Source organism: Pseudomonas sp. LG1E9 (genome assembly GCF_003290225.1).
GTDB classification, from domain to species: domain Bacteria; phylum Pseudomonadota; class Gammaproteobacteria; order Pseudomonadales; family Pseudomonadaceae; genus Aquipseudomonas; species Aquipseudomonas cyclaminis.
Genome location: NZ_CP029983.1, coordinates 1,962,870 through 1,988,417 on the forward strand (window position 1 = coordinate 1,962,870; position 25,548 = coordinate 1,988,417).

The 25,548-nt window shown below is 53.9% G+C and carries 26 protein-coding genes and 1 riboswitch; of the genes, 23 read left to right on the forward strand and 3 right to left on the reverse strand.

Going from position 1 to position 25,548, the window contains the following annotated elements; genetic code table 11:
* Positions 1-50 precede the first annotated feature (50 nt).
* The 12 genes from DNK50_RS09165 to ppa all read left to right on the forward strand — a co-directional run bounded on the left by DNK50_RS09165 (position 51) and on the right by ppa (position 12,999).
* Positions 51-2,396, forward strand: a complete 2,346-nt coding sequence (locus DNK50_RS09165) for a hypothetical protein (protein WP_112193677.1) — start codon at positions 51-53, stop codon at positions 2,394-2,396.
* Positions 2,397-2,621: 225 nt separating this feature from the next.
* On the forward strand, positions 2,622-3,530 hold the full coding sequence (locus tag DNK50_RS09170) for a hypothetical protein (protein ID WP_112193678.1): 909 nt from the start codon (positions 2,622-2,624) through the stop codon (positions 3,528-3,530).
* 209 nt (positions 3,531-3,739) lie between these two features.
* Positions 3,740-5,695: an ATP-dependent endonuclease gene (locus DNK50_RS09175; RefSeq protein WP_112193680.1), complete on the forward strand. Its 1,956-nt coding sequence runs from the start codon at positions 3,740-3,742 to the stop codon at positions 5,693-5,695.
* Positions 5,692-7,362, forward strand: coding sequence for a UvrD-helicase domain-containing protein (locus DNK50_RS09180; protein ID WP_112193682.1), 1,671 nt, complete (start codon positions 5,692-5,694; stop codon positions 7,360-7,362). The genes DNK50_RS09175 and DNK50_RS09180 overlap by 4 nt, the downstream gene beginning before the upstream one ends.
* A gap of 172 nt (positions 7,363-7,534) precedes the next feature.
* On the forward strand, positions 7,535-7,858 hold the full coding sequence (locus DNK50_RS09185) for a DUF190 domain-containing protein (protein ID WP_012723172.1): 324 nt from the start codon (positions 7,535-7,537) through the stop codon (positions 7,856-7,858).
* A 95-nt stretch (positions 7,859-7,953) separates the two neighbouring features.
* A riboswitch (Fluoride riboswitch) is annotated at positions 7,954-8,026 on the forward strand.
* A gap of 80 nt (positions 8,027-8,106) precedes the next feature.
* Positions 8,107-9,453 carry a voltage-gated chloride channel family protein gene (locus DNK50_RS09190; protein ID WP_012723171.1) on the forward strand — a complete coding sequence of 449 codons (1,347 nt, stop codon included), beginning with the start codon at positions 8,107-8,109 and terminating at the stop codon, positions 9,451-9,453.
* A complete protein-coding gene (locus DNK50_RS09195) occupies positions 9,450-9,815 on the forward strand; it encodes a hypothetical protein (RefSeq protein ID WP_012723170.1) in 366 nt (121 codons plus the stop codon). The genes DNK50_RS09190 and DNK50_RS09195 overlap by 4 nt, the downstream gene beginning before the upstream one ends.
* Positions 9,816-9,898: 83 nt before the next feature.
* Positions 9,899-10,222, forward strand: coding sequence for a DUF190 domain-containing protein (locus DNK50_RS09200; RefSeq protein WP_012723169.1), 324 nt, complete (start codon positions 9,899-9,901; stop codon positions 10,220-10,222).
* 42 nt (positions 10,223-10,264) lie between these two features.
* Entirely contained in the window at positions 10,265-10,531 is a 267-nt protein-coding gene (locus tag DNK50_RS09205; RefSeq protein WP_012723168.1) for a hypothetical protein, read from the forward strand.
* A gap of 103 nt (positions 10,532-10,634) precedes the next feature.
* The gene (locus DNK50_RS28765; protein ID WP_032657050.1) at positions 10,635-10,976 is read left to right on the forward strand and encodes a hypothetical protein; all 342 of its coding nucleotides are present in this window, start codon (positions 10,635-10,637) and stop codon (positions 10,974-10,976) included.
* A 73-nt stretch (positions 10,977-11,049) separates the two neighbouring features.
* Positions 11,050-12,333, forward strand: a complete 1,284-nt coding sequence (eno, locus tag DNK50_RS09215; RefSeq protein ID WP_012723166.1) for a phosphopyruvate hydratase — start codon at positions 11,050-11,052, stop codon at positions 12,331-12,333.
* A 114-nt stretch (positions 12,334-12,447) separates the two neighbouring features.
* Positions 12,448-12,999 (forward strand): inorganic diphosphatase, encoded by a 552-nt coding sequence (gene ppa, locus DNK50_RS09220; protein ID WP_012723165.1) that lies wholly within the window; start codon positions 12,448-12,450, stop codon positions 12,997-12,999.
* Positions 13,000-13,130: 131 nt separating this feature from the next.
* On the opposite strand, the gene cydB is transcribed toward ppa, so the two are convergent.
* Positions 13,131-14,138, reverse strand: coding sequence for a cytochrome d ubiquinol oxidase subunit II (cydB, locus tag DNK50_RS09225; protein WP_012723164.1), 1,008 nt, complete (start codon positions 14,136-14,138; stop codon positions 13,131-13,133).
* A gap of 3 nt (positions 14,139-14,141) precedes the next feature.
* Positions 14,142-15,569: a cytochrome ubiquinol oxidase subunit I gene (locus DNK50_RS09230; protein ID WP_012723163.1), complete on the reverse strand. Its 1,428-nt coding sequence runs from the start codon at positions 15,567-15,569 to the stop codon at positions 14,142-14,144.
* Between the two features lie 45 nt (positions 15,570-15,614).
* Here DNK50_RS09230 and DNK50_RS09235 point away from each other — a divergent pair, with 45 nt between their 5' ends.
* On the forward strand, positions 15,615-16,223 hold the full coding sequence (locus tag DNK50_RS09235) for a uracil-DNA glycosylase (protein WP_012723162.1): 609 nt from the start codon (positions 15,615-15,617) through the stop codon (positions 16,221-16,223).
* An 8-nt stretch (positions 16,224-16,231) separates the two neighbouring features.
* Here the strand turns inward: DNK50_RS09235 and DNK50_RS09240 are convergent, their stop codons facing one another.
* Entirely contained in the window at positions 16,232-17,401 is a 1,170-nt protein-coding gene (locus DNK50_RS09240; RefSeq protein ID WP_012723161.1) for a TDT family transporter, read from the reverse strand.
* A gap of 115 nt (positions 17,402-17,516) precedes the next feature.
* On the opposite strand from DNK50_RS09240, the gene DNK50_RS09245 reads away from it, so the two are divergent.
* The 10 genes from DNK50_RS09245 (at position 17,517) to DNK50_RS29450 (ending at position 25,428) form a co-directional block, all read left to right on the forward strand.
* The gene (locus DNK50_RS09245) at positions 17,517-18,413 is read left to right on the forward strand and encodes a LysR family transcriptional regulator (protein WP_012723160.1); all 897 of its coding nucleotides are present in this window, start codon (positions 17,517-17,519) and stop codon (positions 18,411-18,413) included.
* Between the two features lie 158 nt (positions 18,414-18,571).
* Entirely contained in the window at positions 18,572-19,564 is a 993-nt protein-coding gene (locus DNK50_RS09250; protein WP_012723159.1) for a beta-propeller fold lactonase family protein, read from the forward strand.
* A 59-nt stretch (positions 19,565-19,623) separates the two neighbouring features.
* Positions 19,624-20,859, forward strand: a complete 1,236-nt coding sequence (locus tag DNK50_RS09255; protein ID WP_103388956.1) for a molybdopterin-dependent oxidoreductase — start codon at positions 19,624-19,626, stop codon at positions 20,857-20,859.
* 1 nt (position 20,860) lies between these two features.
* On the forward strand, positions 20,861-21,223 hold the full coding sequence (locus tag DNK50_RS09260) for a hypothetical protein (RefSeq protein ID WP_224265906.1): 363 nt from the start codon (positions 20,861-20,863) through the stop codon (positions 21,221-21,223).
* Complete coding sequence (locus DNK50_RS28770; protein ID WP_012723156.1) at positions 21,220-21,726, forward strand: hypothetical protein; 507 nt, start codon at positions 21,220-21,222, stop codon at positions 21,724-21,726. Before DNK50_RS09260 ends, DNK50_RS28770 begins: the two co-directional genes overlap by 4 nt.
* Entirely contained in the window at positions 21,719-23,176 is a 1,458-nt protein-coding gene (locus DNK50_RS09265) for a cbb3-type cytochrome c oxidase subunit I (protein ID WP_046722265.1), read from the forward strand. The genes DNK50_RS28770 and DNK50_RS09265 overlap by 8 nt, the downstream gene beginning before the upstream one ends.
* A gap of 3 nt (positions 23,177-23,179) precedes the next feature.
* Positions 23,180-24,469, forward strand: a complete 1,290-nt coding sequence (locus DNK50_RS09270) for a cbb3-type cytochrome c oxidase subunit II (protein ID WP_012723154.1) — start codon at positions 23,180-23,182, stop codon at positions 24,467-24,469.
* 3 nt (positions 24,470-24,472) lie between these two features.
* Positions 24,473-24,667, forward strand: a complete 195-nt coding sequence (locus DNK50_RS09275) for a hypothetical protein (protein ID WP_032657047.1) — start codon at positions 24,473-24,475, stop codon at positions 24,665-24,667.
* Positions 24,668-24,788: 121 nt separating this feature from the next.
* The gene (locus DNK50_RS09280) at positions 24,789-25,169 is read left to right on the forward strand and encodes a hypothetical protein (RefSeq protein WP_012723153.1); all 381 of its coding nucleotides are present in this window, start codon (positions 24,789-24,791) and stop codon (positions 25,167-25,169) included.
* 199 nt (positions 25,170-25,368) lie between these two features.
* Entirely contained in the window at positions 25,369-25,428 is a 60-nt protein-coding gene (locus tag DNK50_RS29450) for a hypothetical protein (protein ID WP_369426617.1), read from the forward strand.
* The last annotated feature ends 120 nt before the right edge of the window (positions 25,429-25,548 follow it).

The window sequence follows — 25,548 nt, forward strand, 5'->3', positions numbered from 1 at the left end:
CCCGTGGTTAAATTACTCTTTGACAAGCAGGCAGCAGAGGCGAGGGGCTGATGGGCAAGGATCACGAGGTAGAGGTGGGCAAGGTAGGCACGGACGCCATTGACAGCGACCCTAAGGTGGCGGCTCCGCCTGCGGATGCGAATGAGCAGGCCCAAGCTATCGCAGAACACTGGCGCGGTGCTTGGAGCGATCTAAGTCGCACGGATGCCGTTGTCGCCCAAGGCCCGAGCTTTGTCCTGTGGCGTTATGAAAAAAACGGTTTCGACAGCCCCGGTACTTTTTTCCCTGCCGAAGCGATTGACCAGAAAATCCCGCACGCCGGGATGCGCGGAGCGCTGCGGGAGTGTCTGGCTGAGACCGACCTTGAAAGCGACCTGGTGGCCGTCATCGTTTTAAAAGGGGACGTTGGAGCCGCGATGTCGGTAATTCCAAAGACAGCTATCTGCAAGCCGCAGGCTTGGTTTGAAATGACCAAAATCCGGAAGTCGTCCGTTTCGGACAAAGTCTGGATTCCACTGCGTGCTGATTGGACGATGACGTCGGAGGGGGATTACGGCTATGAAGGCTACGTTGAAGAGTACTTCGGCGTTGGCTCGGTCATGTTCGACCTACTGCATCGTGATGAAGTATCCAAACTGAGTTGGGGCGACCTTGGTGGTAACACCTTTGCCGGCGGCGAAGAATCGCATCGTGTATGGCCGAAAGAACATGCCCACGACACGTCACAGAGTCCGAGTCCAACTGCCACTGAGCAGCGGAAATCGCTCGCAAGCTTCCGTGTGCCATTCACAGACCTGAACGTGTCCCTAAGCACTCGCTCAGCGAAGTCAGCAGCTCCTCAACCAGTGGCCCCAGCGGAGCCTGCATTCGTAAAAACTTACTATTGGGCGGGTGACTGGGCCAGTCATCACTCTGATGCCATAGGCACTGGATTGGTTATTGAGCAGAACTTCGATGGTGCGGCGCCTAATGAGTGGCATCTGCATCAGGATTTTGTCATCTCACTGGGCCTGCAGCGCGAAGGCGACGTTTGGTTGAGGCCAGTCGAGGGTTTCCTGGAGGTCGTGAGACTTAAGCGTGACGAGCACGGTAAGCCTGTGCTTTTAGAGGCGCGCACTGAGCACCTCCGTGATTACTTGAAGGCCCGTGGCATGTACCTACAGCTCGCCAGCTTCCGAAGTCGCATTCAAACTGTGTCGGATGCATCCCATATCGACTGGGCTTCGGCATTCGTGCAGGAGAAAAAGGATGGAAGGGAGTGGGAGGGAGTCAATTCTGAAATTCATGAAGGTGGTAAGCCATATGGCTCCTCAACGGGAGTCTTCCATGTCTCGCGCACAGACGTCGACGCTGATGACGACGTGCCCAAGCTCGGTTTACCCGACGACGACTCTGTCGAGTCAAAATCCTGGTCGATCCAGCACGAGGGGAGAAAGCTCCATTCCCTGAGTGGTTCGCTTTGGGTGACCGAGGTTGTTGAGCCAGGGCGTATAAGCGAACGAGTTAAGGGTGAAGCGCCGCTGACCAAGGTGGACTTCGCTATAAATGGCTCCGGCGAGCGCGTTAGCGGTGACGAGCTTGCCTCCGCTGGGGGCTGGCTGTGGTTCCGCCCGCACGTTACAGCTTTGCTCGGCAGCTACCGGGGCTCTAGCTTGCGGTGGTATACCCGGGACACCGGCGCCATCGGGATCTCATGCGGGGATAGCGTCCATTTCGGTCTGAACTCTCTTGGGTTGATCAACGTATATGCCAAGGACATTGGCCAGCTTCCACCTTGGCAGCAGCGCGTATGGGCGGGTGCAAACGTAGTTCCTGACGGTGGGGTTTCGGAGGAGCTATTGGCATCGCAGGCCACGGCTCTCCCGGCAGCGACGAAAGCGGCTGAGGCGCGGCTGCGTCCGGCCTACGACGAGATCAATGCCACGTTTGAGAAAGTCAGTGGAAAGCCGCTGTTCTCCCCACACCACGCGACTGATGAAATTTTTAAGCGTGTTCACCGGTTCCGCTCCTTGGAGAAAACTGGAGTACTTGAGCTTGCCAAAGATCTAGCGAGGCTGACGGTTGAATCTCTTGATGGGGATGCGTTGACCGCGATGGGGGCGCAATCTGGAAAGACGAATTCAGGGTCTATAAAGCATTTGGAAGCTGGCTTGATGAAGCGCGGAGCGACCTCGGATGAAGCGAGGGCGCTGACCAAGGTGTTGGTTGGAATCAAGGAACTGAGGCAGGCTGATGCGCATTTACCGTCTTCGGGGTTTGCCGAAGCGTTTGAGCTGGTCGGTGTTGATCAACAAGCTGATCCCGTGACGCAAGGGCGTCAAATGCTTGAGTCGCTGGTTGAGTCATTGGCTGGAATGATGCAGGTACTTGCCAATCTACCCCGTAGAGAAAAGTGATAGCACGGTCGACCGCGAAATGGAGGCGAACTACTGCCCCCTATTTCGGCTTCCTCAAGTGGAGGATCTGATTGGTTGTGAGAGCTCATTATGCAACAGGAACCGCCAGAGCAACCCAAAGCTTGAGCATGAGACACATGGCTCTGGGCCAACCGACTAGTCACTTCAGTTCTGCTGGCAGTATGCTACCTTTGGCTTCTCTCACGGATGGCGAGGACGAAAGCAATGGTCACAGGCAAGTCAATCAATAGCGTCAACAGAATCATCGCGCACTCGCATGGTGCTCGCGAGATGCTGTTTGTGATTGAGCGAGACAAAGTCGATCAAGACGTCCAGGCGCGGCTGGCGATTGCTCACCTCGAAAAAGACGGTGATTCGATCCTTCCTGCGGTGATTGGAAAAATCAGCGAATTCAATGCTCGCGGCAAGGAGATTAAAAGGCGAGATCTCCCGCTAATCAAAAAATCAGTGCCGCAATACCGGAGCTGGAAAGACTGGCATGGTCAAGAGCACAGCGGTGTGCAAATTCGAACAATGGATGTGTATCCCATCGATTTTGTTCGCCCTCCCATGGAGCGCCTTTCTCTAAGCGTCATCGATGGGAAGGAGTACATTGTGACTCGCCGGGTGGAAGTCGATGAGCCGCCTACGGCGCTTATTCACCTGGCGAACCTCATGCTTGAATTCTTCCAGGAGTTTGAGATCTTCGACGTTGAGCGTCAGCGCATCGCGAAGGTGCAGGCACGTCAGTTGCAGTGGGATTTGCTTCCCCCTGGTAAATATCCTTGGAAGAGCGCTGAGGCCATCGTAAAACCCTATCTGGCCGGTCTGCGGGCGTCAGAGCAGGGGGTGATCGAACACCGGATCAGGGAGATCACTCGGTTCGAGCCTGATTTCTTCGCGACGGGCCGAGGAGGCTACCAAGGCTACTTCGTCTTTGGCTTTTCCAAGCGCGGGATTTACCTCCTTGAGAGCTCACATTTGGACAACGCCACCTATAAGTTTGGTGAGGATTGGGAAGTCCTATCGACCCTGACCAAGGACGAGATCATTAACGGTGATCACGATCATCAACGTTTTATCCACGATAAAGCCTGGGGGCGTAGGATCCGCCAGATGCTTTCCTACGCTTAGCGGCAAACGACCTTTTGTCACGTCCTACAAAGACCCGCCCCTAGCCGTAGTAATGGCCTCGGGGCCACTGGCTGCTGTATGTCCTATCGCGTCGGTCATTCTCACGCGATCGCGCCCGCAATGTTTGCGGTTGGACTAATTGAGCGTCTGGTTGAGATTGAAGCGTATCTCTTCCCGCACCGCTGACCTCACACGGAAAGGATTCTACTTTGAAGCTTCAGTTCGTTCGCATCTGTGGTTTTCAGTCGTTTGGTGCGGAACCAGTCCCTATTGATTTGTCCGATCTCACATTTCTGATCGGGCCGAACGGCTCTGGCAAGACCGCAACTCTCCAAGCGCTTTGTCGCCTTTTTTCGTTTGACCCCAATCAACGGCGATTGCGTAAGTCGGATTTCTTCGTACCACACGATGAAATGGACGCTCCAGATCAGCGAGCGCTTTGGATTGAAGCTGAGTTCATCTTCCCCGAGCTCGGTGACGACGAGAATGAACACTCGACGATTCCTACTCACTTTGGGCATATGCGTCTAGATGCCCCTGATGGTGTGCCCCGTGTGAGGTACCGTCTGGATGCAACGATCGGCATTGACGATGAAATCGAGCAGAGCCTCGTGTACGTCCTTGATGTGGATGAAGATGACGTTCCGGTCGACACTGCCCCGGTGCCCAGAAACGAGCGAAACTTTATCCAGGTTCACTACCTTCCAGCTCGCCGGGATCCGGCTGACCACATCGCCTATGGAGCGAACGCCTTGCTCGGGCGTTTGCTTAGAGCGGTGAACTGGACAGAGCAGCGCGAGACGATCCAGCAGCTCACTACGGATATTTCCCAGAGCCTTACTCAGAATGAATCGGTGCTCAGCCTTAGTGCCGGCTTGACCAAGACTTGGAAAGAGCTCCACAAGGGCCAGTTTTTCACGCAGCCGAGCGTGACATTCATGGCTAACGAAATTGAGTCACTGCTGCGCCATCTTTCGGTGTCGTTTTCCCCAGGTCATGGCGAGCAGTTGGTCGATTTCTCAAGGCTTAGCGATGGCCAAAAATCGATGCTGTACCTATCGCTGGTTCTGTCTTCCCAGGCTGTTGGGCGAGCGGTGCTGCATGGTAATGACGATTCCTTTGATGCTGAGAAGCTGAGGCCTGCGGTGTTCACCATCGTTGCCTTGGAGGAGCCTGAGAACAGCTTGTCGCCGCATTACCTGGGACGAATCGTATCGTCCCTCAAAGCGCTGGTGGGCGACTCGAAATTTGCCGACTCTCAGGCTCTCATTGCAACTCATGCTCCATCGATGCTTCGGCGAGTAGATCCTTCGGCCATCAGGTATTTGAGGTTGGACGAGTCGCGCTGCACTGTGGTGAGTAAGATTCAAATGCCACCCAATGAGAAGGGTGAGGCCTACAAGTTCGTGAGGGAGGCCGTTCAAGCCTATCCAGAAGTGTATTTTTCCCGCCTGGTGATCTTGGGGGAGGGCGACAGTGAGGAAATAGTCCTGCCTCGGCTGCTCGCAGCAAAGAATCTGCAGGTCGATGAAGCAGCCATCACCATCGCTCCCCTAGGTGGTCGCCATATCAATCACTTCTGGAGGCTGCTGAGTGGTCTCAAGATCCCCTACGTCACGCTGCTGGATCTGGATGTGGCGCGTTTCGGTGGGGGATGGGGTCGTATCAAGTACGTTGCGGCGGAGATGAAAAAGCATCGCCCAGGCGATCTGTACCTGACAGACGATGAGCTCAAGAGTCTACCTGCATGGAATGATCTGACCCATAAAATTCTGCAAGTTGAGAAGGATCCGAAATACAAATCCTGCATAGCGAACCTGGAGCCGTTGGGAGTATTTTTTTCAGCGCCGATGGATCTGGATTTTTCTATGCTCAGGGCTTATCCGCTTGCGTACGGTTTAGCCCCTGAAGGCCTCGTTGTTCCGAAGCAGGGACAAACCAGGTCAGTGCTGGGCGATAGTCATCACGATCGTTTCCAATACTCGTTGATCGAGCGAAAGCACTTTGTCGCATACCACAAGCGCTTCAAGCTCGATAGCAAGCCCAAATCACATATCGAAGCGCTTTCCAAACTGACGGACGATCAGTTGATAGCCAAGATGCCCGCATCCCTAAGTCGTCTAGCAGACTTTGTGATCGCCAAGATTGAAGGGCTGTCGGAATGATCTCCGCCGAGGATTGGAAGCCATCCGAAGGCATTGTTTTGGAGCCAAATGCGGAGGCAGCCATAAGGGAGGTCAAACAGTGCGTGGCGTTGACTGCTGGCCCGGGCGCCGGCAAATCTGAACTACTTGCCCAGCGCGCTGACTTCTTGCTGACCACGGGGGCATGCCGTTACCCGAAGAGGATTCTGGCCATCGCTTTCAAGGTGGATGCGAGCAACAACCTCAAAGAACGGGTTTGGCGGCGTTGCGGGCCCGACTACGCCAGCCGGTTCGACAGCTACACGTTCCATGGCTTCGCGAAGCGGATTATTGAGCGATTTCGTCCTGTTCTCACCGGCGACGATGCGCTAGACGCGGGTTTTCGAGTGGTGCCCAAAGGGAAGGCACACCCTGTCCAGACCGAGTTCGGACTTCTGATCCCGTTGGCTCTAAAGATCCTCGACTTCTATCCCATGGCAGTGAATGCCATCAGGCAAACCTACAGTGATGTGTTTCTCGATGAATTTCAGGACTGCACGCACGAGCAGTACGCGCTGGTCAGCAAGATTTTTGGTGGTACGGCGCGCCGGATCATTGCGGTCGGGGATGTGAAGCAGAAAATCATGGGCTGGGCCGGCGCGCTCGACGGCGTATTCGGAAAGTTTGAAGTGGATTTTGCAGCCAACCATCTCAACATCTACCGCAATTTTCGCTCGCAACCTCAGCTTCTCAGGCTGCAGAACGACCTCATCAAAGTGCTCGATCCCGGTTCTGAAATGCCCGCAGAACTCTTGGGCGGTGAGGGCGGCGAGATCCTGCTTCAGTCTTTCAAGGACTGCGCCGACGAGGCCTTCAGTCTTGCCGATCAGATCAACACCTGGATCAACGTCGAGGGTGTGGCGCCCTCCGAAATTGCGGTCTTGGTCAGGAGTTATCCTGAGGCCTACACCGTCCGGTTGACCTCTGCGCTTGATGGGCTTGGTATCGCCTATCGCAACGAAAATCAGATGCAGGACATCACCACCGAGCCCATTGCCTTGGTCGTCGTGGACTTCCTGCTGTGCCTTTATGGTTCGCGGGAGCCGAAAGCCTGGACGCGGTTGTTGAGGCGGATCATTCCAGCCGATGACGACGACCACGGGGGCTCCGTGCGAAACGATTGGAACAGGTTCATCAAGGAAGCACGCAAGACTGCTGCCGAGGATCTCGCCGCAAAAAGCTATGCCCAGAGATGGAAGCTACTAAAAGAGTTTCTGTCCATGGTGGGTGTGAGCCTGCTGACGGGCCTTTCCCATGATTACGAGTCGCGTGATCGTTTGAAGGAGATCATCCGTGATCTCAAGAAGCATATTGATGCTGCACTAGACCAGGAGCCTGACCTGCTCAAAGCCCTTGCCCAGCTGTCTGATGACCAGTCAATCCGCATCCTGACCGTTCACAAGAGCAAGGGCCTTGAGTTTGATTCGGTCATATTGCTAGGTCTGGAGAAAGAGGCCTATTGGGGCAATGACACCCATGAAGTTCGATGCACGTTCTTCGTGGGTATTTCCCGCGCCAAGAGACGTCTTGTGGTCACAACGGCTAAGACAAGAGACAAACTCGCCGACATCAGCAGTTGGAAAACCGTGCGTAGGCCACATGAAGAGTTTCTTGGCTATGTTGGGAAGTGGCAGGCAACTGAAGGTTGAGCCAATTGGGCAATTGCATGAACTTGACCAGCCATTTGCATTCGACTTGACCAGTCGTTTGCATCCGACTTGACCAGTGCGCATGATGCCAGTGTGAATCCTGCCCGGGTGGCAATGACGGCTGCCGGGCTTCTGTCCTATCAAATAATCAGCACGCGCTTAGGAGAGGAACATGAAAGGTTTTCTGGTCACTTTCTTTACTCAACAGAATCGTCGCTATCAGGGAAAGATGCTCGGCGACTGGATCGTTGATTTGGCGAAAGAAATGGGACTGCGGGGTGCGACTCTGTCCACAGGTATCGAAGGCTTTGGGCATACCGGCCGGCTGCATTCCTCGCATTTTTTTGAACTAGCGGATCAGCCTACCGAAATTCGTATGGCCATTACCGAGGACGAATCTGTGCAGTTATTCAAGCGATTGGAGCTTGAAGATATCTCGTTATTTTACATAAAAACCCCAGTTGAGATGGGCTTCGCCGGAACAGAAGTCACCTAGTCTGGCCTGCTTTCATAAGCGGTGACTCGAAGACGCCTACGCTTGCCTCGTGCTCCGAAACACGATTTTACATTTTGGACAGAGCTCGCTAAGATCGGCTCATTGGAGATGGCATTCCTCCATTAACCAACCGCTGTGCCCGTAGCAGCTGATGATGCCTACAGAAACCTGATCAACCAGGTCTGTAGGCGTTCGCGCCCAGAATCCCCTTTTTGGTCAGGCCCACTTACATTTTTGTGGCTGGCCAAATGTCTAAATTTCGACGACCTGAACAACTCGACTTACTGCCCTATATTGCGAAATGGCTTGCGCTTGCTGGTCTTGTAGCTCTTTTGGCAGGCTCTGCCTCTGCGTTATTCCTCCTTTCTTTGGATCATGCCACCCAGTGGCGAGAAGCCCATCCCTGGGTGCTCTGGCTCCTGCCAGTTGCTGGCTTTGCCGTGGGACTTGCGTATCACCTGATAGGCAAACCAGTTGATGCCGGAAACAACCTGATCATCGATGAGATCCACGATCCTAAAAAGACTATTCCCTTGCGCATGGTGCCGATGGTGCTAATCGGAACCGTGGTTTCCCACCTCTTCGGTGCATCTGTGGGACGTGAGGGAACGGCGGTGCAGATGGGCGGCGCTCTTGCGGATCAATTGACGCATGTCTTTCGGCTACGCCGCGAAGATCGCCGGGTGATTCTCATGGCCGGTATCAGTGCTGGCTTTGCGTCCGTCTTCGGCACCCCTCTTGCCGGGGCTTTGTTCGGACTTGAAGTGTTGGCCATCGGACGCATGCGTTACGACGCGCTTTTCCCTTGCGTGGTTGCGGCAATCGTTGCTGACCAGGTGGGGAAAGCCTGGGGAGTGGTTCATACGCATTACGTCATTGGCGAAGTGGTTCCCGTGCAGCTCTGGAGCGTCATGGCTGTGGTCGCCGCTGGGATTATCTTCGGCCTCACTGGCCTGCTATTCGCGACGACCACCCATAAGCTAGGGGCTTTCGTTAAACGACTTATCTCCTATTCGCCATTACGACCATTCGCCGGCGGCCTTCTGATCGCAGTGGCAGTGTGGGCGCTTGGTAGCAACCATTACACCGATGTCGATAAGTACATCGGACTGGGGATTCCGAGCATCGTCCAATCCTTTCAAATGCCAATGGCTCCTTGGGACTGGCTTGGAAAGATGTTGTTCACCGTTGTCTCCCTGGGGACTGGATTCAAGGGCGGCGAAGTCACTCCGCTGTTTTACATTGGAGCCACCTTGGGGAACGCGCTAGCGCCCCTCTTACATCTTCCCTTCGGCATGCTGGCTGGTATCGGTTTTGTCGCTGTCTTCGCTGGTGCAGCTAATACGCCACTGGCAACCATTGTCATGGCCATGGAGCTCTTCGGGCCTGAAATTGCTCCGCTTGCAGCCATTGCCTGTATCGCAAGTTACCTCGTATCCGGGCATACCGGGATCTATCACGCCCAGCGCGTCGGTCACAGCAAGCATCACCGTCCTCTGCCGAAGGAAATCCGGCTCTCCGATATCAAGCAATTTCATGCTCAAAGTGAATCCGCCAGCGAGCGCAAAGTGACTTTTATTGGGGAAGAGAAATGACCGAACATCGCCAAGATCGCCTGACAGCTTTGCAGCTCTATTTCCCTGGCGCTAGTCGGGCTCGAGTTACAAATTTCTGGCATCACCTGAGTGCGCCCGCACTTGCCCAACACCTTCTTAAAGTCGCGCAGAAAGCCAAGATTGATCAGGTCATGCTCAAACCGATTTCTGCGGGCTATTTGACGGGCCATCGCATTTCCCATCATCACCCGGAGCTTGGTGATATGCGTCATCCGCAGTGTCTGGAATTGCTGGATACAGAGGTCAAGCTGCGCACCTTCCTGCGCGACCACGCTGACGAGTTGCGCAAGGTGCGAGCAGTTCTTCTCTTATGCGAGTTACCGCTCAGTGAAGCCTTGTAATTCAGTTCGAAGAAACAGTTCGCAAATGAAGAGGCATAGCCGACTAACCGTTGGTCGCTCTCGCCACATTAGAGGATGTTGCCATGAATGGCTTTCAACTGACGTTTTTCACTGAACAGAGTACCAACTACCAGCATCTTCCACTCGGGGAGTGGCTGGTTGAGTTCGCCAAACGAGAGGGCATGTTGGGAGCGACGCTGGTGAGCGGTACGGAAGGCCTGGATCATTTAGGACATTTGCATACCGCGCATTTCCTCAGCGGTGCTGATCATCCGGTCACAGTGACGATATCCACTGATGAGCCCGGGTGCGAGAAGTTGCTGGAAGCATTGGCCAAGGAGGCGTTTTCGCTGAGCTTTATCAAATTGCCCATCGAGTACGGTCGAGTGGGCCAGGCGAAAAGCTGAAAACCACGGTTTGTTGGACAACCAGTAAAAAGGATAAACGCCATGTACCGAATTTATAACCTGCGTCCACAGCCAGCCCCCGTCAACTGGGCTCGTGACAACAGGCCGCTCCTCGTAGGACTGGTTTTTTGGGCGCTTTTTTTGGCGGGCATTGCAGGCAGCCAAAAGGTATCGAGCGAGGGTTGGTACATCGTCACCTCGCTCGAAGGCGCCTTGGTCACGATGCGCATGCCCAGTGAGAAATCCTGCAAGGCAGACGTGACCATCACCTGCGTACCTGGCTACGAGCTGAGAGCACAGCAACGTTGAACGTTACGAGCGCGATGGTGGTGGGCAATCCAAAGATGAGATTGCGAAATGGAACTCACCGACGTCGGCTCATCAAAACCACTTTAGAGAAATGGGATACCACATGAGCGCAGTGATGCTGAGCATCGTATTCGGGCTTGTGATGGGCAGGCTTTTTACAGGATCCGTCTATGAATTCGTCGCGCTTTTCATCGTAAGCATTGGAGTGTCGTTGCTGACGTTTCATCTGCTAGATCAAAGGCGGGCCATGCTACAAGCCCAGACTGCGTACTGCTGTTCTGTGATGGTTGCGTCAAACCAAATGCTGGAGCTTTTCCAGATGGCAAAGGGAGGGCAATTCATGCCCTTGGTGGGAGAGATTCCTGAGCTAATTATTGGAGGCTTCTTGGTTCCCGCAATTGCGGTGTCGGCAGTGCAGCTGTTCAGAATACTCATGGAGAGCTGACTTCCGAAATCGAGGCCTCTCGACTTATTCACATGGTTAATGACGTTCCCGAATCGTCCCTTGGAGAAAATCAATGAAAACGCAAATCCAGGCTATTCATGCACGTGAAATTCTCGATTCACGCGGTAACCCTACCGTTGAAGTCGACGTCACCTTGGAGTGCGGAACACTGGGCCGGGCTTCAGTCCCGTCCGGTGCCTCTACAGGCGCTCACGAAGCTGTTGAGTTGCGTGACCATGATCCAAAGAGGTATTCCGGCAGAGGAGTGTTAAAGGCCGTTAGCAATGTGAATACCGAAATACTTGAGTCTCTGAGAGGCCAGGATGCAGTTGACCAGGAACAGATTGATCATCTGATGATTAAGCTGGATGGAACACCTGATAAGTCTAGGCTTGGAGGAAACGCCATCTTGGGCGTCAGCCTCGCCGTAGCCAGAGCGTCGGCTTCTGCGATGAAAGTGCCCTTGTTCCAATATCTGGGCGGCGAGCAAGCAGCAAGAATGCCCGTCCCAATGTTCAATATTCTCAATGGCGGTGTTCACGCAAACTGGCAAGGCCCTGACTTCCAAGAATTTATGATTGCACCTACAGGGGCTGGCAGTTTCAAGGAAGCCTTGCGTTGGGGCGCTGAGGTGTACCACGAGCTGAAAGCGGTGCTTAAGGACGCCGGCTACTCAACAGCGGTCGGAGATGAAGGCGGCTTTGCGCCGACGCTCAAGAAAAACTCAGATGCCATTGAGCTGATCATTAAGGCAATTGAAAGGGCCGGTTATACCCCTGGATCTCAGATCGAGATCGCTATCGACCCAGCATCCAGCGGTTTCTATGAGAACGGTCTTTACCATCTGCGCTCTGAAGGTCGTAAGGTCGATGCTCAAGAGCTGATTAGTCTCTATTCCTCCTGGGTCGACAAGTACCCGATTGCGGTACTGGAAGATGGCCTCGCGGAAGACGATTGGTCGGGCTGGAAGCAATTGAATGCTGCGCTGGGTAACCGGATCGAGTTGGTTGGAGATGACCTGTTTGTCACCAACGTCGAACGGATTCAACGAGGCATCAAAGAAAACGTCGCCAATGCTGTACTGATTAAACCCAATCAAATCGGAACCCTGACTGAGACCAAAGCCGCCATCGTAATGGCTTACGGGGCAAATTGGGGAGCTATGGTTTCTCATCGTAGCGGGGAGACTGTAGACAGCTTCATCGCAGATCTGACTGTTGCCATGGGTACTGGCCATCTCAAGACGGGCGCTCCATGTCGAGGGGAGCGGGTCGAGAAATACAATCAGTTTCTGAGAATAGAAGAGCATCTTGGCAGCCATGCGTTTTATGCAGGACATGATGCATTCGTGCGCTGACGGCCTATAGCCGGTAAACCTGTTGTACTGGTTACCGTAAAAAACGAACCACATATCGCTGTTGGCAAAAACGTCAGTGGCATTGGCCTTTCCTAGACGCTTGGAGATATGAGCATGAGCTACACGGATATTCCAGCTGGTAACGCGATCCCCGATGACTTCTTCACCGTTATCGAGATTCCTGCAAACCACTCGCCGATCAAGTACGAGGTGGACAAGCCGAGTGGACAAATTTTCGTAGACCGCTTCCTCAGCACGCCCATGTTCTATCCGGCCAACTACGGGTTCATTCCAAATACGTTGAGCGATGACGGAGACCCGTTGGACGTCTTGGTGATTTGCCCTTACCCGGTATCGCCTGGCGTTGTCATTCGTAGTCGCCCGGTTGGCGTGATGTACATGACGGACGAAGCTGGAGCGGATGCCAAGGTGATCGCGGTGCCTCATGAAAAACTAAGCTCTGTGTACAGCAACATAAAGGAATTCTCTGACCTCCCTGCATTACTCCTCGCACAGATCCAGCACTTCTTCGAAAGCTACAAGGCATTGGAGCCGGGTAAGTGGGTAAAGATGGGCCGTTGGGGGAGCGCAGATGAGGCCCGAGAAGAGATTCGCAAATCGGTAGCTACGTATAAACCAAAAAAGGGGGACCACTCGCCACATTAAAGGATGTGGCCACCTGTGTACCGAGCTACGCTCCAAGCACTGCAATAATGTCACTGATGGCGAAGTAACCCAAGGACTGCATTCCTGAACGGACTAGAGATTCCCGAGGCATTTAAAGGGTGTCAGTTCACTCAATGATAGCCTGCCTGATCGTTAACCTTTCCTCGGAACACGGAGTAGCTCCAAATGGTGTAGCCCAGAATGATCGGGATAATGAGCAGAGCACCTACAAGCATAAAACCTTGGCTTTGCGGGGGGGCTGCGGCATCCCAGATCGACGTCAACGGTGGGACGATGTTCGGCCACAGGCTGATGCCGAGGCCGCTGTAACCCAGAAAGATCAATACCAGGGTCAAGATAAAAGGCGCGTAGTGAGCACTGCTCGCCACGGCCCTGAACAACCCCCACATAGTCACCAACACTAGGACTGGCACCGGCAGGAACCAGAACAGGTTCGGTAGGCAGAACCAGCGTGCAGCGATATCGCCATGGGCGAGCGGCGTCCATAAGCTGACCACGGCGATCACAGCCAGCAGTGCCAACGTCAAAGGACGGGCCAGGTTATGCATGGCTTTTTGCAGCACGCCTTCAGTTTTCATGATCAGCCAGGTGCAGCCAAGCAAGGCATACGCAACTATCAGCGCAGCGCCGCAGAACAGACTGAACGGCGTCAGCCAGTCTAGGCCGCCCCCGGCGTACTGGCGATCGACCACCGGGAGGCCGTCGATGTAGGCGCCCAACGCCACGCCCTGGAAGAAGGTCGCCACCAGGGAGCCGCCGATAAAGGCCTTGTCCCAGATGTGGCGCTTCTCGTCAGTGGCCTTGAAACGGAACTCGAAGGCCACGCCGCGGAAAATCAGCCCGAACAGCATGAAAATCAGCGGCAGGTACAGGGCCGACAGGACCACCGAATAGGCCAGCGGGAAGGCGCCGAACAACGCCGCGCCGCCAAGCACGAGCCAGGTTTCGTTGCCGTCCCAGACAGGCGCGACCGTGTTCATCATTACGTCGCGATCGCCCGAGCCCTTCATGAAAGGAAAAAGAATGCCAATCCCTAGGTCAAAGCCGTCCATAATTACGTACATCATGATGCCGAAGATGATGATCACGGCCCAAATCAGCGGAAGATCAATGCCCATGAGTCAATGCCCCTTGTGATGGCTATCAGCATCGCCACCGTGGGCGGCAGATAGAGGACGGGCAGGTGTTCGCAGATGGCCAGGCCCACCGTGGCTAAGCGCGTCGCCTTCGTGATTTTGGGGTCCTTTACGTACCAGGCGCATCATGTAGCCCAAGCCGGTTCCGAAAAGCGCGAAATAAACCAGGACAAACAGCACTAAGGTAATGCTCATCTGCGCCACGCTATGGTTCGACGAAGCATCGGCAGTGCGCAGCAGTCCATACACTACCCAAGGCTGACGACCGATTTCAGTGGTAAACCAGCCGGCCAATAGGGCGATCAGCCCTGACGGCCCCATAAGCATCAGGAAGTATAAGAACGAGCGGCACCGGTAGAGCGTGCCGCGCTTTCGCAACCATAGACTCCACAGTCCAGTGAAAATCATCAGCATTCCCAAGCCAACCATGATACGGAACGACCAGAACACGATAGTCGAGTTGGGGCGATCCTCCGGCGCAAAGGATGCCAAGGCAGGAATCTGACGATCCAGGCTGTGGGTAAGGATCAAACTGCCCAAGTAGGGAATCTCGACGGAAAACCGGGTCTTCTCAGCCTTCATATCGGGCCAGCCAAACAGGATCAACGGCGTCGGCTCATTGCCCACGTTTTCCCAGTGGCCCTCTATTGCCGCAATTTTTGCCGGCTGATGCTCCAAAGTGTTCAACCCGTGAGCATCGCCCACCACGGCTTGTATCGGCGCCACAATCAACGCCATCCACATCGCCATTGATAACATTCGACGGACGGCCGGGTTATCGCGACCTCCCAACAGGTGCCAGGCTGCTGAAGCGCCGACAAAGAACGCCGTTGCCACGAAGGCAGCAATCGACATGTGCACCAGGCGGTAAGGAAAAGACGGATTGAAGATAATCTTCAGCCAGTCCATCGGAATCACTTGACCATGATCAATTTTGAAGCCCTGTGGGGTTTGCATCCAGCTATTAGAGGCGAGAATCCAGAACGAGGAAACCAAGGTGCCAACGGCCACCATCACGGTAGAAAAGAAATGTAGGCCACGGCCGACTCTACTCCAACCAAAAAGCATCACACCCAAGAATCCAGCTTCAAGAAAGAAAGCCGTCAGTACCTCGTAGGTCAGTAGGGTCCCCGTTATAGGGCCGGCGAAATACGAAAATCTGCTCCAATTGGTACCGAACTCATACGCCATGACCAATCCTGACACCACACCCATACCGAAGTTGACTGCGAAGATTTTGATCCAAAAGTGGTATAAGGTCCGATAGGTATTGTCATGCGTCCTCAACCAAAGACCTTCCAACACTGCTAGATAAGCAGCCAGCCCGACGGTAACTGCCGGGAACAGGATGTGGAATGAAACGGTGAAAGCGAACTGCATTCGCGCGAGGTCAAGAGCTTGAAGATCGAACATATCGTGGCCTCCTAATGGCAATTTCGTATCAATAGAGGAAGCGTCTTGTCAGTGTCGACTCACCAAGGCACCGCCCCCCTCGGGATTTCGCTTGAAGCGCGAGAAATTTTTCTGCTGATGCCGAACGTTGCGCAACTGACGCGCTGGGTGATTTCCCAGTCCACGGGCGACAAAACCTTGCCGTATTTCGATCCGTTGGATGGCGGCGTCTACGCCAAAATATTGATATTGCTAGAGTCACCCGCGCGAACGGTCAGTCGTGCACGGTATGTCTCACGAGACAATCCGGGGCCTGCACAACGCAACCTCAAAAGTTTCATGGAACAGGTTGGGTTGGAACGCCGAGAGACCGTTATCTGGAATCTATATCCTTGGCTGCCCGATCTTGAAAAGCCCAAGGCGTCGCTCCGCAGGGCGCAAATTGAGGAGGGAATTGAGAAGCTAATCACGCTGCTTCCGCATTTTCCTGATCTCGCGACTGTCGTATTTGCCGGACGTGTCGCTCAGCAGGCGATGCTGCGGGTTCGACACGCCTTTCCCGATATCTCATTGCTCGAGATGCCACACCCCAGCCCGCTTTCTGTTTGCACTCACCCGAGTGTTCGGCAACGCATCCTATCCACGCTGCGTGACGCCAAACAGTCGATTGAGTAGCCAAAGGTTCAGGGTTTGCTCATCTTGTTCAGCGAGGCGATGCAGGGCGAGATGAACAAGTTGCCGCGATACGCGCCTACCAAAGTTTTGGCCGCGACGATGATCCACATGATCGCAAGCAGCAATACCAGTACCACGCCCACAAAATTGAAGAACGCGAGGTGCAACATGGAGCCCAATTTAAGGGTAGTCACCGCATACACGCCTAGCGGAAAGGTGAAACCCCACCAGCCGAGGTTGAAAGGAATACCCTCCCTGAAGTAGCGACCGGTAATCAGCAGCGCCAAAACCATCCACCACAATCCAAGCCCCCAAAACAGCACACCACCGATCAAGCCAATGCCCTCGGCAACGCCTCCGATGCCGGCCATTCCATGAGCGGCGAAGATCGCCGGAGCGTCGCTGCCGAGTACCAGCATCCCCAACGCACCAGTACCAATGGGCCCTAATGAAAGCCAGCTCGATGCCGCCATGCTCTCATGAGGCAATTTATGCAATGCCATGCGCAGCAGCAGAATCACCAGAATACTCAAGGCAACGGGCACTGAGTATGCCCATAGCACGTAGCTGGTGATCAACAGGGTGAACTGTGCACTCGCATCAGCAAGGTGCGGCGCCAGTAGCCCACCACTGGCGGCGGCTACCTCGGCCGCAACCACAGGTAGCAGCCATACTGCTGTCATCTGGTCGATACTGTGCTGCTGGCGGGTAAACATCATGAACGGGATCAGAACCCCGCACGCCAACGCCATGGCGACATCGATCCACCACAGGACTTCAGCTAAAGCGACAACCCCATCCCCCCAGCGTGGCAAGCCATAAAGGAGAAATCCGTTGATGATTGTCGCCAGCCCCATGGGGATGGTTCCAAAAAACATCGACACGGTGGAGTGACCGAAGATCTGTTTGGCTTCATTAAAGAACAGGGCCCAGCGGCTTGCGTACAACACCGTAAAGAGGCAAAACAACGCGATATTGAAAAACCACAAGGCTTCACCTAACACTTTGGGCCACTGCGCGGCAAATGGCAGTTGGCCCAAAGCCAGAGCCAGAATCCCGGTGCCCATCGTGGCGGCGAACCAGTTAGGTGTGAACTGCCGGATCGCTTCTCGTGGATTGGACAATGCTGCCAGTGGATGGCTGCCGCCCATAATCGCTGCGAGTCGTGTATCACTCATTTTCGCGCTCCCGCTTCAGTGTTCATTCAATGTGACTTGCCTGAAGTATAGCTTGATGAGGTTAGCGGCTAAACGGATAGTATAGGTTTACGTTACCTGTTAAAGAGGTAGAAAATTGAAGTTAAGCCTACGTCAATTGCAAATCTTCTGCGCCATTGCGCAACAGGGCAGCACCACCAGCGCGGCCATCGCTGTGTCACTTTCGCAATCGGCCACCAGCGCCGCACTCAACGAGTTGGAAAGCGCCTTGGATACCCGGCTTTTCGATCGCGTAGGCAAACGCTTGGTGTTAAACAATAACGGCCAAGCATTACTGCCCCAGGCCAGAAGCATGCTTGAGAACGCGTTGCAGATAGAAAACAGCTTCCTTCCAGGGCATGCAGAGCTGAAGACTCGCTTGCGGGTAGGCTGTAGTACCACTATAGGCAACTATGTTTTGCCATTGATACTTGGCGAGTTACGCCAATCGGCTCCGCACCTGCGGGTCGATGTTGATATGGCCAACAGCATGGCTATCGCCCGGAAGGTCGCAGATTTCGAGATTGATATGGGACTGATTGAGGGACCGTGCCACTTGCCCGAACTGAGTGCCGAACCTTGGCTTGTAGATGAACTGCTCATTGTAGCGGGCCAACGTCACCCTTTAGCACTCAAGTCGCAGGTCACCCTTGATGACCTGCGTACTGCTGAGTGGCTTCTCCGCGAACCTGGCTCGGGCACTCGGGAGGAAGTCGAACAGTTGCTGTTGCGTCACCTGCACGACCTCGCTGAAACCCGCCAGATCGGCAGCTCAGAAGCCATCAAACACGTCCTTGCACAAGGCATCGGCATCAGTTGCCTGTCGAGCAGGGTCGTTCGGGATCTGCTGACTTCTCAAGACCTGATTGAACTGCCGCATGCGTTGCCTGGGCTGAGCCGGCGCTTTTTTCTGATCCGCCACCGGGAAAAATTCATCTCGTCCGGACTTGAACGGTTCTGGCAAAGTTGCACTCAGTTTGCGAGCCAAAGCTAACGAAATCTATTTGAAAAGTAGGTAACTACTACCACAACAACTTGTTTTCGGAATTTATCCCAAGCGCTTAAGGTCAACTCATTGTCTAGCAGCAATCAGCGAGCTGCATTTGCCAAGGCGCAATCTCACGCCTGGCTGCCCCTTGTGAGGAACCTCTGATGAATGTGATCAAGAAAACAGTGACTGCACTGGCGTTGGGTATCGCGCTCGCCGCATCAATGAGTGCGTCGGCAGCGGAAGATCGCTGGACCTTCGATGGTGATATTCATAACAACTCACTGGCTGTCAGCCCTGACGAATCGACAGCCGTAGTCTCCTACAGTCAGCGTCCTGACGTGGTGGTCTACGACTTGAAAACCGGCAAGGTTCGTCAGGTTCTCACCGGCTATATCACGCCACGCAACATTGTCTTTTCTCCAAACGGCGATGTGTTCTACCTTTCCGACAGCAGCTTAGGGGTCGTTCGTAAGATCGACACCAAAACATTAAAAGTCATCGCAGATCTTCCGTTAGGTGCAGGTGCTTTTGGTACCACGCTCAGCAAGGATGGGAGCCTGCTCTACGTCAACAACGAGGCCGCCAGCACCTTGTCGGTTATTGACCTTGATCACCAACGACCAGTAGCTGTGGTACCTGGCTTCTCCCAACCGCGCCAAGGCATCCGAGTAAGCCCTGACGGCAAAACCGTCTATGTCACCAACTTTCTTGGCGACAAAATCACCCTGGTCGACAGCAAGACCAATAAGATCGAAGGTGAGATCACTGGCTTCAACAAGTTGCGCGCCATCTCCATATCGGCCGACGGCAATACGCTGTACGCGGCTAACAGCGGCAGTAACAGCATCGCAGTTGTCGACACTCAAAAACGCGCTATCACAACCACCGTTATGGTGGGCAAAGACCCCTACGGTGCAGCCCTGACTCCAGACGGACTGCACGTCTACTCGGGTAACCTGGGTGACAACACCCTGTCAGTGATAGACACCAAAACGCTGAAAGTGACGACCACTGTGACCGGTTTGAAGGCACCCCGCCAGGCCATTGTCTTCACCAAAGACAAGTCGAAGGCTTATGTCCTCAACGAGGACCTGAGCATCTCCACCGTCGATCTCGCCAGCAACAAGGTGGTATCGACGCTCAAGGCTGACTGATCGAAACAACGCAGGCCTTCTCGAGGGCCTGCTGATACTCCACGACCTGGTGAATAATAATGAATGGAAGTGATGAGTTCTGGATGATGAATCGCCGTCGTTTACTCGGGTTGGCCACTAGCGCTGGTCTCGCTAGCCTGCTTCCGCGCCAAGCCCTTTCTGGAACGGACTTGGCGCAACTAGATAGGATCGAATCCGCAGAGTCCGAACGACGCCTTGTACGTTTTCCAGAGAAAACGGGACTGATTCTGATTACTGATCGTCCGCCGCAGTTGGAAACGCCGCTGCATTATTTTCGCCAGGACCTGACGCCTAACGAAGCCTATTTTGTTCGGTGGCATCTGTCGGGGTATCCAACTCAGGTCGATACGCGAACCTTTCGACTGCGTCTCGATGGCCAGGTTGCCAATCCTCAGTCTTTTTCTCTTGATGCCTTGGTCAACGAGTTCGAGCCCGTGACACTGGTGGCCATGAACCAATGTTCAGGCAATGCCAGAAGCTTGTTTGGTCCTAAACCTCCTGGTGGGCAATGGCAATTTGGCGCGATGGGAAATGCACAGTGGACAGGCGTTCGCCTCAAGGACCTCCTTGATCGTGCAGGTGTTAAAGCAGGAGCAGTCGAGGTGGCAATTTCTGGGCTGGATGAGTCGCCAATGCCAGGCTTGCCAAAGATCGTGAAGTCATTGAAGTTTGACCATGCCAATGATGGTGATGTGATGGTTGCATACGCAATGAATGGCGCACCACTGCCGATGCTCAATGGCTTTCCATTGCGCTTAGTGGTACCCGGTTGGTACGCGACTTACTGGATTAAATCATTGGCTCACATTGAGGTGCTAGATAAACCTTTAAGCAATATTTGGATGAACCAAGCCTACCGAATTCCTGATAATCCAGAGATCAACGAGGAGCCAGGAAACCTCTCCAAGAAAACGGTACCCATCAACCGCTTTGTCACTCACTCCGTATTCGTACGTCCAGAACCCGAAGAACTATTGCTTGTAAATCATCCATACATGCTAGAGGGCTTAGCCAATGATGGCGGCGATGGTATCGCTCGGGTTGAGGTTTCAGTTGACGGCGGGCGTACTTGGGCAGATGCGACGCTCGACCCCGAGATCGGCCGGTTCTCTTGGCGTCGGTGGCGCTTCGTATGGACCCCCCTTGACAAAGGCCGATACACGTTCAAGGTCCGCGCCACCAACCGCGCCGGGCAAGGTCAACTGACCACCCAGTGGAATCGGGGAGGCTATGCGCGCCGGGTTATCGAACAAACCACTGGAATGGTGGTGTGAGATGACGACATTTCTCCAGCCTAGAATGCTCTTTTTTGCCTTGATGTGTAGCCTACCTATTTGGATACCAAGCGCCTTTGCGGCCGAGGAACCGAAGGTCGATTTTGGTGCTCCCGTGCACTCAATCACTGTTCCCCACGACGAGCCCTACTTGCCGGACGGTCCGGGGCGCAGCGAATTTCTGGCACAATGCGTGATCTGCCATTCTCCTCGTTACGTTACCAACCAACCTGCATTTCCGCGTAAAACCTGGGCGGCTGAGGTCGCCAAAATGCGCGACGAATATGGAGCGCCCATCCCCGACGAAGCCGTACAACCAATCATCGATTATCTGATGTTCTTCAATGGCAAGGAGACACCATGAGTGATCCTGTTCGCGACACATCGGCCCATGGGATTTCCCGAACTGCATTGGCTATGTTGATTGGTGTATTGGCGCTCGGCACGTTGATATCTTGGAAGGTCATCGGCACCCACGGCGCCTCGGATATCACCCGACGAGGAGATGCTCTCCCGTCGCGAGTGGACTCAACAGATAAGGTCGAGTTGACCACTGCATTGGTCGGCGCAGGCGCAATTGTGGTCCAACAGCGTTGCGCAGGGTGTCATGACGCGACTCAACGTTCGGTAGGTCCTAGCTGGAATGCAGTCCTTGCACGATATAAATCTGTAATTGGGACGAAGCCGCTTAATCACGAAGCATTGGCTGTCATGGTCGCTGCCATTTCCCATCCCCAACCAGGATGGGATGGTTATTCTGCAGGGCCTACGGACATAACACTGACGCCGGAGGAGCGATCAGGAACGGCAGCATGGATTCTAAGCCGCTCCAAAACCGTTTCGTTGAAGGAGCTAAGCCATGAGTAGACTGATAGCTGGAACAGAGCATGCTCTAGACGCGAATCAACCCTCGGATATTTTGCCGCGCATTGATTACGATCTTATCAAAGCCCACGGTTATGCAGCAGTGATCACACTGTTTCTATCAGCTCTTGCGGGCCTGCTTGTTGCTCTGAAGCTGACAATGCCCGATCTGCTGAGTAGCCACGCAGCGCTGACCTGGGGTCGCCTGAGGTTCGATCACACACAAGGTATTTTTTTTGGTTGGCTTGCCAATGCTTTCTTTGCGTTCTGTTACCACATGGTCCCGCGCCTGGCTGATCGCCCGGTGTTCAGTCGCAGATTGGGCTGGGTCATTTTCTATATTTGGAATCTTGGTGTCCTTTTGCCCGGATGGTTACTTATTTCCCTCGGGCTCGATAGCCCATGGTTCGCAATACAGTCTTTAGAATGGGCGGAGTTCCCAATGATCGTGGACCTAGTGGTAGTACTCGGTCTGATTTTGGTATGTGCCCAATTCGCGGGGCCTTTCTTGCTTAAGCGGCAACGAGGAGGCTTGTATATTTCGGCTTGGTACCTGATCGGCGGAGCCGTATTTACGCTGCTTGCATATCCAGTAGGAAATTTCGCGCCTGCATTTATCCCCGGCGCGCAAGGTGCTGCATTCAGCGGGCTTTGGATTCACGACGCAGTGGGTTTGTTCGTTACGCCATTTGTACTTGCGATCTCTTACTACATTATTCCGGCCGCCACCAATCGACCTATCTATAGCCACTTTTTGTCAATGATCGGTTTCTGGTTTCTATTCTTTTTTTATCCGCTCAATGGCACTCACCATTACGTCTATTCGGCTATCCCCATGGACGCGCAGAAGGCGGCCATTATCGCCTCCGTGTATTTGGGCATGGACGTGATACTAGTTGTATTCAACCAACTGATGTCACTGCGAGGCCAAGCTTCGACAGTCGCAAGCGATGTCCCTCTGAGGTTTGTCTGGACGGGCACGGTGTTCTATTTAATCGTCAGTTTGCAGGGCGCGTTCCAGGCTCTGATGCCGGTCAACCGATTGACTCACTTTTCCGATTGGGTAATTGGCCATTCGCATCTCGCGATGCTGGGTTTTGCAACCTTCGTTGCCGCTGGCGGGATTGCCCATGCCTGGCAGCGTATACCAAACAACCGCTACAGCGCAGCGGCGATGAATTGGGCTTACTGGCTGATAACTATCGGCCTACTGGCCATGTTCACCACACTAACGGCCGGCGGTTTGGTACAGGCACAAATATGGGAAACCACCGCGCCGTGGATGGACTCTGTACGCGCATCTCTGGCGTACTGGTGGATCAGAGACCTAAGCGGATTGCCGATTCTGGCAGGCTTCATCGCGTTTTTCCTGGGCCTAACTACAGGAGCCCGAAACAACGGTGCTGCCGTAAGTACCTCTCCCGTCATTCACCCTACGTTAGCGGGAGTTTAAGGTATGCAAACGGTTACCAAGCATCGCCTGTTCAATAGCGCCTATCTGATCATATTTGTAGCCGGTATCGGCTTCTTTATCTTGTCGTTTATGCTGCTCGGGATATTGCCTGGGAAGCAACTGCAAAAGGAAATCGAGGCCCGTGCACCTGCCAACATGCAACAGTATTCCGCGAAAGAAGAACGAGGGCGCATTGTATATGCCCGCGAAGGGTGCGGTTATTGTCATACTCAACAAGTACGATTCGTAGCTCAGGACGTCAGTCGCTGGGGGGCGCCCACTGAAGCATGGGAAACGAAATACGACTACCCACAACTCTGGGGGACTCGCCGCATTGGTCCTGATTTAGCTCGGGAAACCGAGGTACGAAGTAATGATTGGCATCTGACCCACCTATTCAATCCTCGATATGTCGTTCGTGACTCTGTAATGCCTGGCTATCCCTGGTTGTTTAAAGGTGATGCCAACAAACCGACATCGGATGGAATTGACCTCGTTGCCTACTTACAGACGCTTGGTAGAGCTAGAAAAGTTTCGGGTTATGACGATCCGCTTCAGGCGCAGGTTGACGCTCAACAATCAACCCAGAAGAGCAGTAACGCGATGTCGCACGACAGCATGGCAGATGAAGAAATGTCGGCGTCACTCAATGTAAGCCAAGATGCAATCGCCGCGCGACCTCGCTTGGATGGGCCAGTGCCTGGCTTTGTGATACCTACTAACGCAAATGACCGCTCGATCGCATTACGTCTGGGACAAGCGGCTTTCGCGGAGAACTGCGCCGGGTGCCATGGTCCGAGTGGAACAGGTGATGGCTTAGCGGCGCCGACGTTGCTGCCACGTCCGGCTAACCTGCGCGATGCACAATTTACAACCCGGCATTTAGCCGATGTTTTGTGGAACGGCAGGCCCGGGACAGCAATGCCCGCTTGGAGAGACCTTGATAACTCAACGCTGGTGGCACTCACGCTTTATGTGCAAAGCCTGCATACAGCGGACGAGCGCGCCTTGCCGTCTAGCGACGTAGCGCTTGGGCAGTCTCTATTTTCCACCAATTGTGCTAGCTGCCACGGTGCCAGTGGCCAGGGCAATGGGCCTGCATCTCGCGGGCTCTCCCCACGCCCCGCGAACTTCTGGGAGAAGAAAGGCAACACGGCGTATCTGGAGAACGTCTTGCGTGAAGGCATACCAGGTACGGCAATGCCTCCCTGGAAAGCAGTGCTCTCGGACGAACAACGAACTGCTGTAGTTACCTATTTGCGTACGCTATACCAACCTACCGAGCAGGAGTGAATCATGTTTGCTTCAATGGTAATTGTGATGACCCTGATCGTTTCTGCATTCGTTGTAGCTTGGTGGGTCAGCCCTGAACTTCGGCTGTGGAGTGAGGCGCCCAAGCTCGTGATGCTTGAGCGTGAACGTCGTTTTGCTCAAATAAGAACGCCATTGGATCAACAGGGGGGGAAAGATCAGGGTTCCGGTAAAACATAATATTGGGAAGTTTTTTACGGAACTGGAATAGAACTGTCTGGCGTTCGTCTACTGTCTGGTCGCGTACTATTTCAAATAGCAGGCGAGCCTACAAAAATTCACAAAAACCAAAGGAATACGTATGTTCAAAAAAATGATCCTCACCGCTGCTGTTGCCGTCTGCTGCATATCTGGTTTTGCGTTCGCCGACGCGCCAGTCAAGGTTGCTGAAACAGACAAGGGAAAAGTACTCGTAGACGCGAAAGGAATGACTCTGTACACGTTCGGTAAGGACACCTCGGGCAAGTCGGTCTGCACTGGGCCATGCGCTGCAAACTGGCCACCTCTGGCAGTGTCGGCAAACGCCAAAGCGGATCATGATTATTCTGTCGTCACTCGAGACGATGGCACAAAACAATGGGCTTACAAAGGCATGCCACTTTACAGCTGGGTCAAAGATACCAAGCCAGGGGATACAACCGGCGACGGTGTCAACCAAGTCTGGCACGTTGCTAAACCGTAACCTCATTAATTAACAGGCTAGCATGCGCCCTGGCTTTGTCAGTGGCGCAAACTAGAAGTTTAACTACCTGATAGTTCCGCCAACGTGCGGCCGCTGCGCCTCACAAAGCATGATGGATCAGATCAACGTAAAATGGGGCCGAGGCACCGTACGCTCTTGAGATGTTCCCATAACGCCATACTGGGGTATGAAGCGCCAGATGCTAAGCCCCATTTGCACAACCCAGCTGGATCACCTCTGGACTGTTAAATTTAAATAGGGCTAGCACTGGGGCTGGGACTTACTAAAGGTTTCAACCCTCAGATCTGATTAAGGTAGGATGATTCAAAGAGCATAGCAAAAATCTTAATCCCGCCAATTATACATTATTGAAAAAACA

Excerpts from the sequence above, each read along its gene's own strand:
- DNK50_RS09165 (WP_112193677.1), top strand. The coding sequence starts at position 51 with ATGGGCAAGGATCACGAGGTAGAGGTGGGCAAGGTAGGCACGGACGCC.
- DNK50_RS09170 (WP_112193678.1), top strand. The coding sequence starts at position 2,622 with ATGGTCACAGGCAAGTCAATCAATAGCGTCAACAGAATCATCGCGCAC.
- DNK50_RS09180 (WP_112193682.1), top strand. The coding sequence starts at position 5,692 with ATGATCTCCGCCGAGGATTGGAAGCCATCCGAAGGCATTGTTTTGGAG.
- DNK50_RS09185 (WP_012723172.1), top strand. The coding sequence starts at position 7,535 with ATGAAAGGTTTTCTGGTCACTTTCTTTACTCAACAGAATCGTCGCTAT.
- DNK50_RS09190 (WP_012723171.1), top strand. The coding sequence starts at position 8,107 with ATGTCTAAATTTCGACGACCTGAACAACTCGACTTACTGCCCTATATT.
- DNK50_RS09195 (WP_012723170.1), top strand. The coding sequence starts at position 9,450 with ATGACCGAACATCGCCAAGATCGCCTGACAGCTTTGCAGCTCTATTTC.
- DNK50_RS09200 (WP_012723169.1), top strand. The coding sequence starts at position 9,899 with ATGAATGGCTTTCAACTGACGTTTTTCACTGAACAGAGTACCAACTAC.
- DNK50_RS09205 (WP_012723168.1), top strand. The coding sequence starts at position 10,265 with ATGTACCGAATTTATAACCTGCGTCCACAGCCAGCCCCCGTCAACTGG.
- DNK50_RS28765 (WP_032657050.1), top strand. The coding sequence starts at position 10,635 with ATGAGCGCAGTGATGCTGAGCATCGTATTCGGGCTTGTGATGGGCAGG.
- eno (WP_012723166.1), top strand. The coding sequence starts at position 11,050 with ATGAAAACGCAAATCCAGGCTATTCATGCACGTGAAATTCTCGATTCA.
- ppa (WP_012723165.1), top strand. The coding sequence starts at position 12,448 with ATGAGCTACACGGATATTCCAGCTGGTAACGCGATCCCCGATGACTTC.
- cydB (WP_012723164.1), bottom strand. The coding sequence starts at position 14,138 with ATGGGCATTGATCTTCCGCTGATTTGGGCCGTGATCATCATCTTCGGC.
- DNK50_RS09230 (WP_012723163.1), bottom strand. The coding sequence starts at position 15,569 with ATGTTCGATCTTCAAGCTCTTGACCTCGCGCGAATGCAGTTCGCTTTC.
- DNK50_RS09240 (WP_012723161.1), bottom strand. The coding sequence starts at position 17,401 with ATGAGTGATACACGACTCGCAGCGATTATGGGCGGCAGCCATCCACTG.
- DNK50_RS09250 (WP_012723159.1), top strand. The coding sequence starts at position 18,572 with ATGAATGTGATCAAGAAAACAGTGACTGCACTGGCGTTGGGTATCGCG.
- DNK50_RS09255 (WP_103388956.1), top strand. The coding sequence starts at position 19,624 with ATGAATGGAAGTGATGAGTTCTGGATGATGAATCGCCGTCGTTTACTC.
- DNK50_RS09260 (WP_224265906.1), top strand. The coding sequence starts at position 20,861 with ATGACGACATTTCTCCAGCCTAGAATGCTCTTTTTTGCCTTGATGTGT.
- DNK50_RS28770 (WP_012723156.1), top strand. The coding sequence starts at position 21,220 with ATGAGTGATCCTGTTCGCGACACATCGGCCCATGGGATTTCCCGAACT.
- DNK50_RS09265 (WP_046722265.1), top strand. The coding sequence starts at position 21,719 with ATGAGTAGACTGATAGCTGGAACAGAGCATGCTCTAGACGCGAATCAA.
- DNK50_RS09270 (WP_012723154.1), top strand. The coding sequence starts at position 23,180 with ATGCAAACGGTTACCAAGCATCGCCTGTTCAATAGCGCCTATCTGATC.
- DNK50_RS09275 (WP_032657047.1), top strand. The coding sequence starts at position 24,473 with ATGTTTGCTTCAATGGTAATTGTGATGACCCTGATCGTTTCTGCATTC.
- DNK50_RS09280 (WP_012723153.1), top strand. The coding sequence starts at position 24,789 with ATGTTCAAAAAAATGATCCTCACCGCTGCTGTTGCCGTCTGCTGCATA.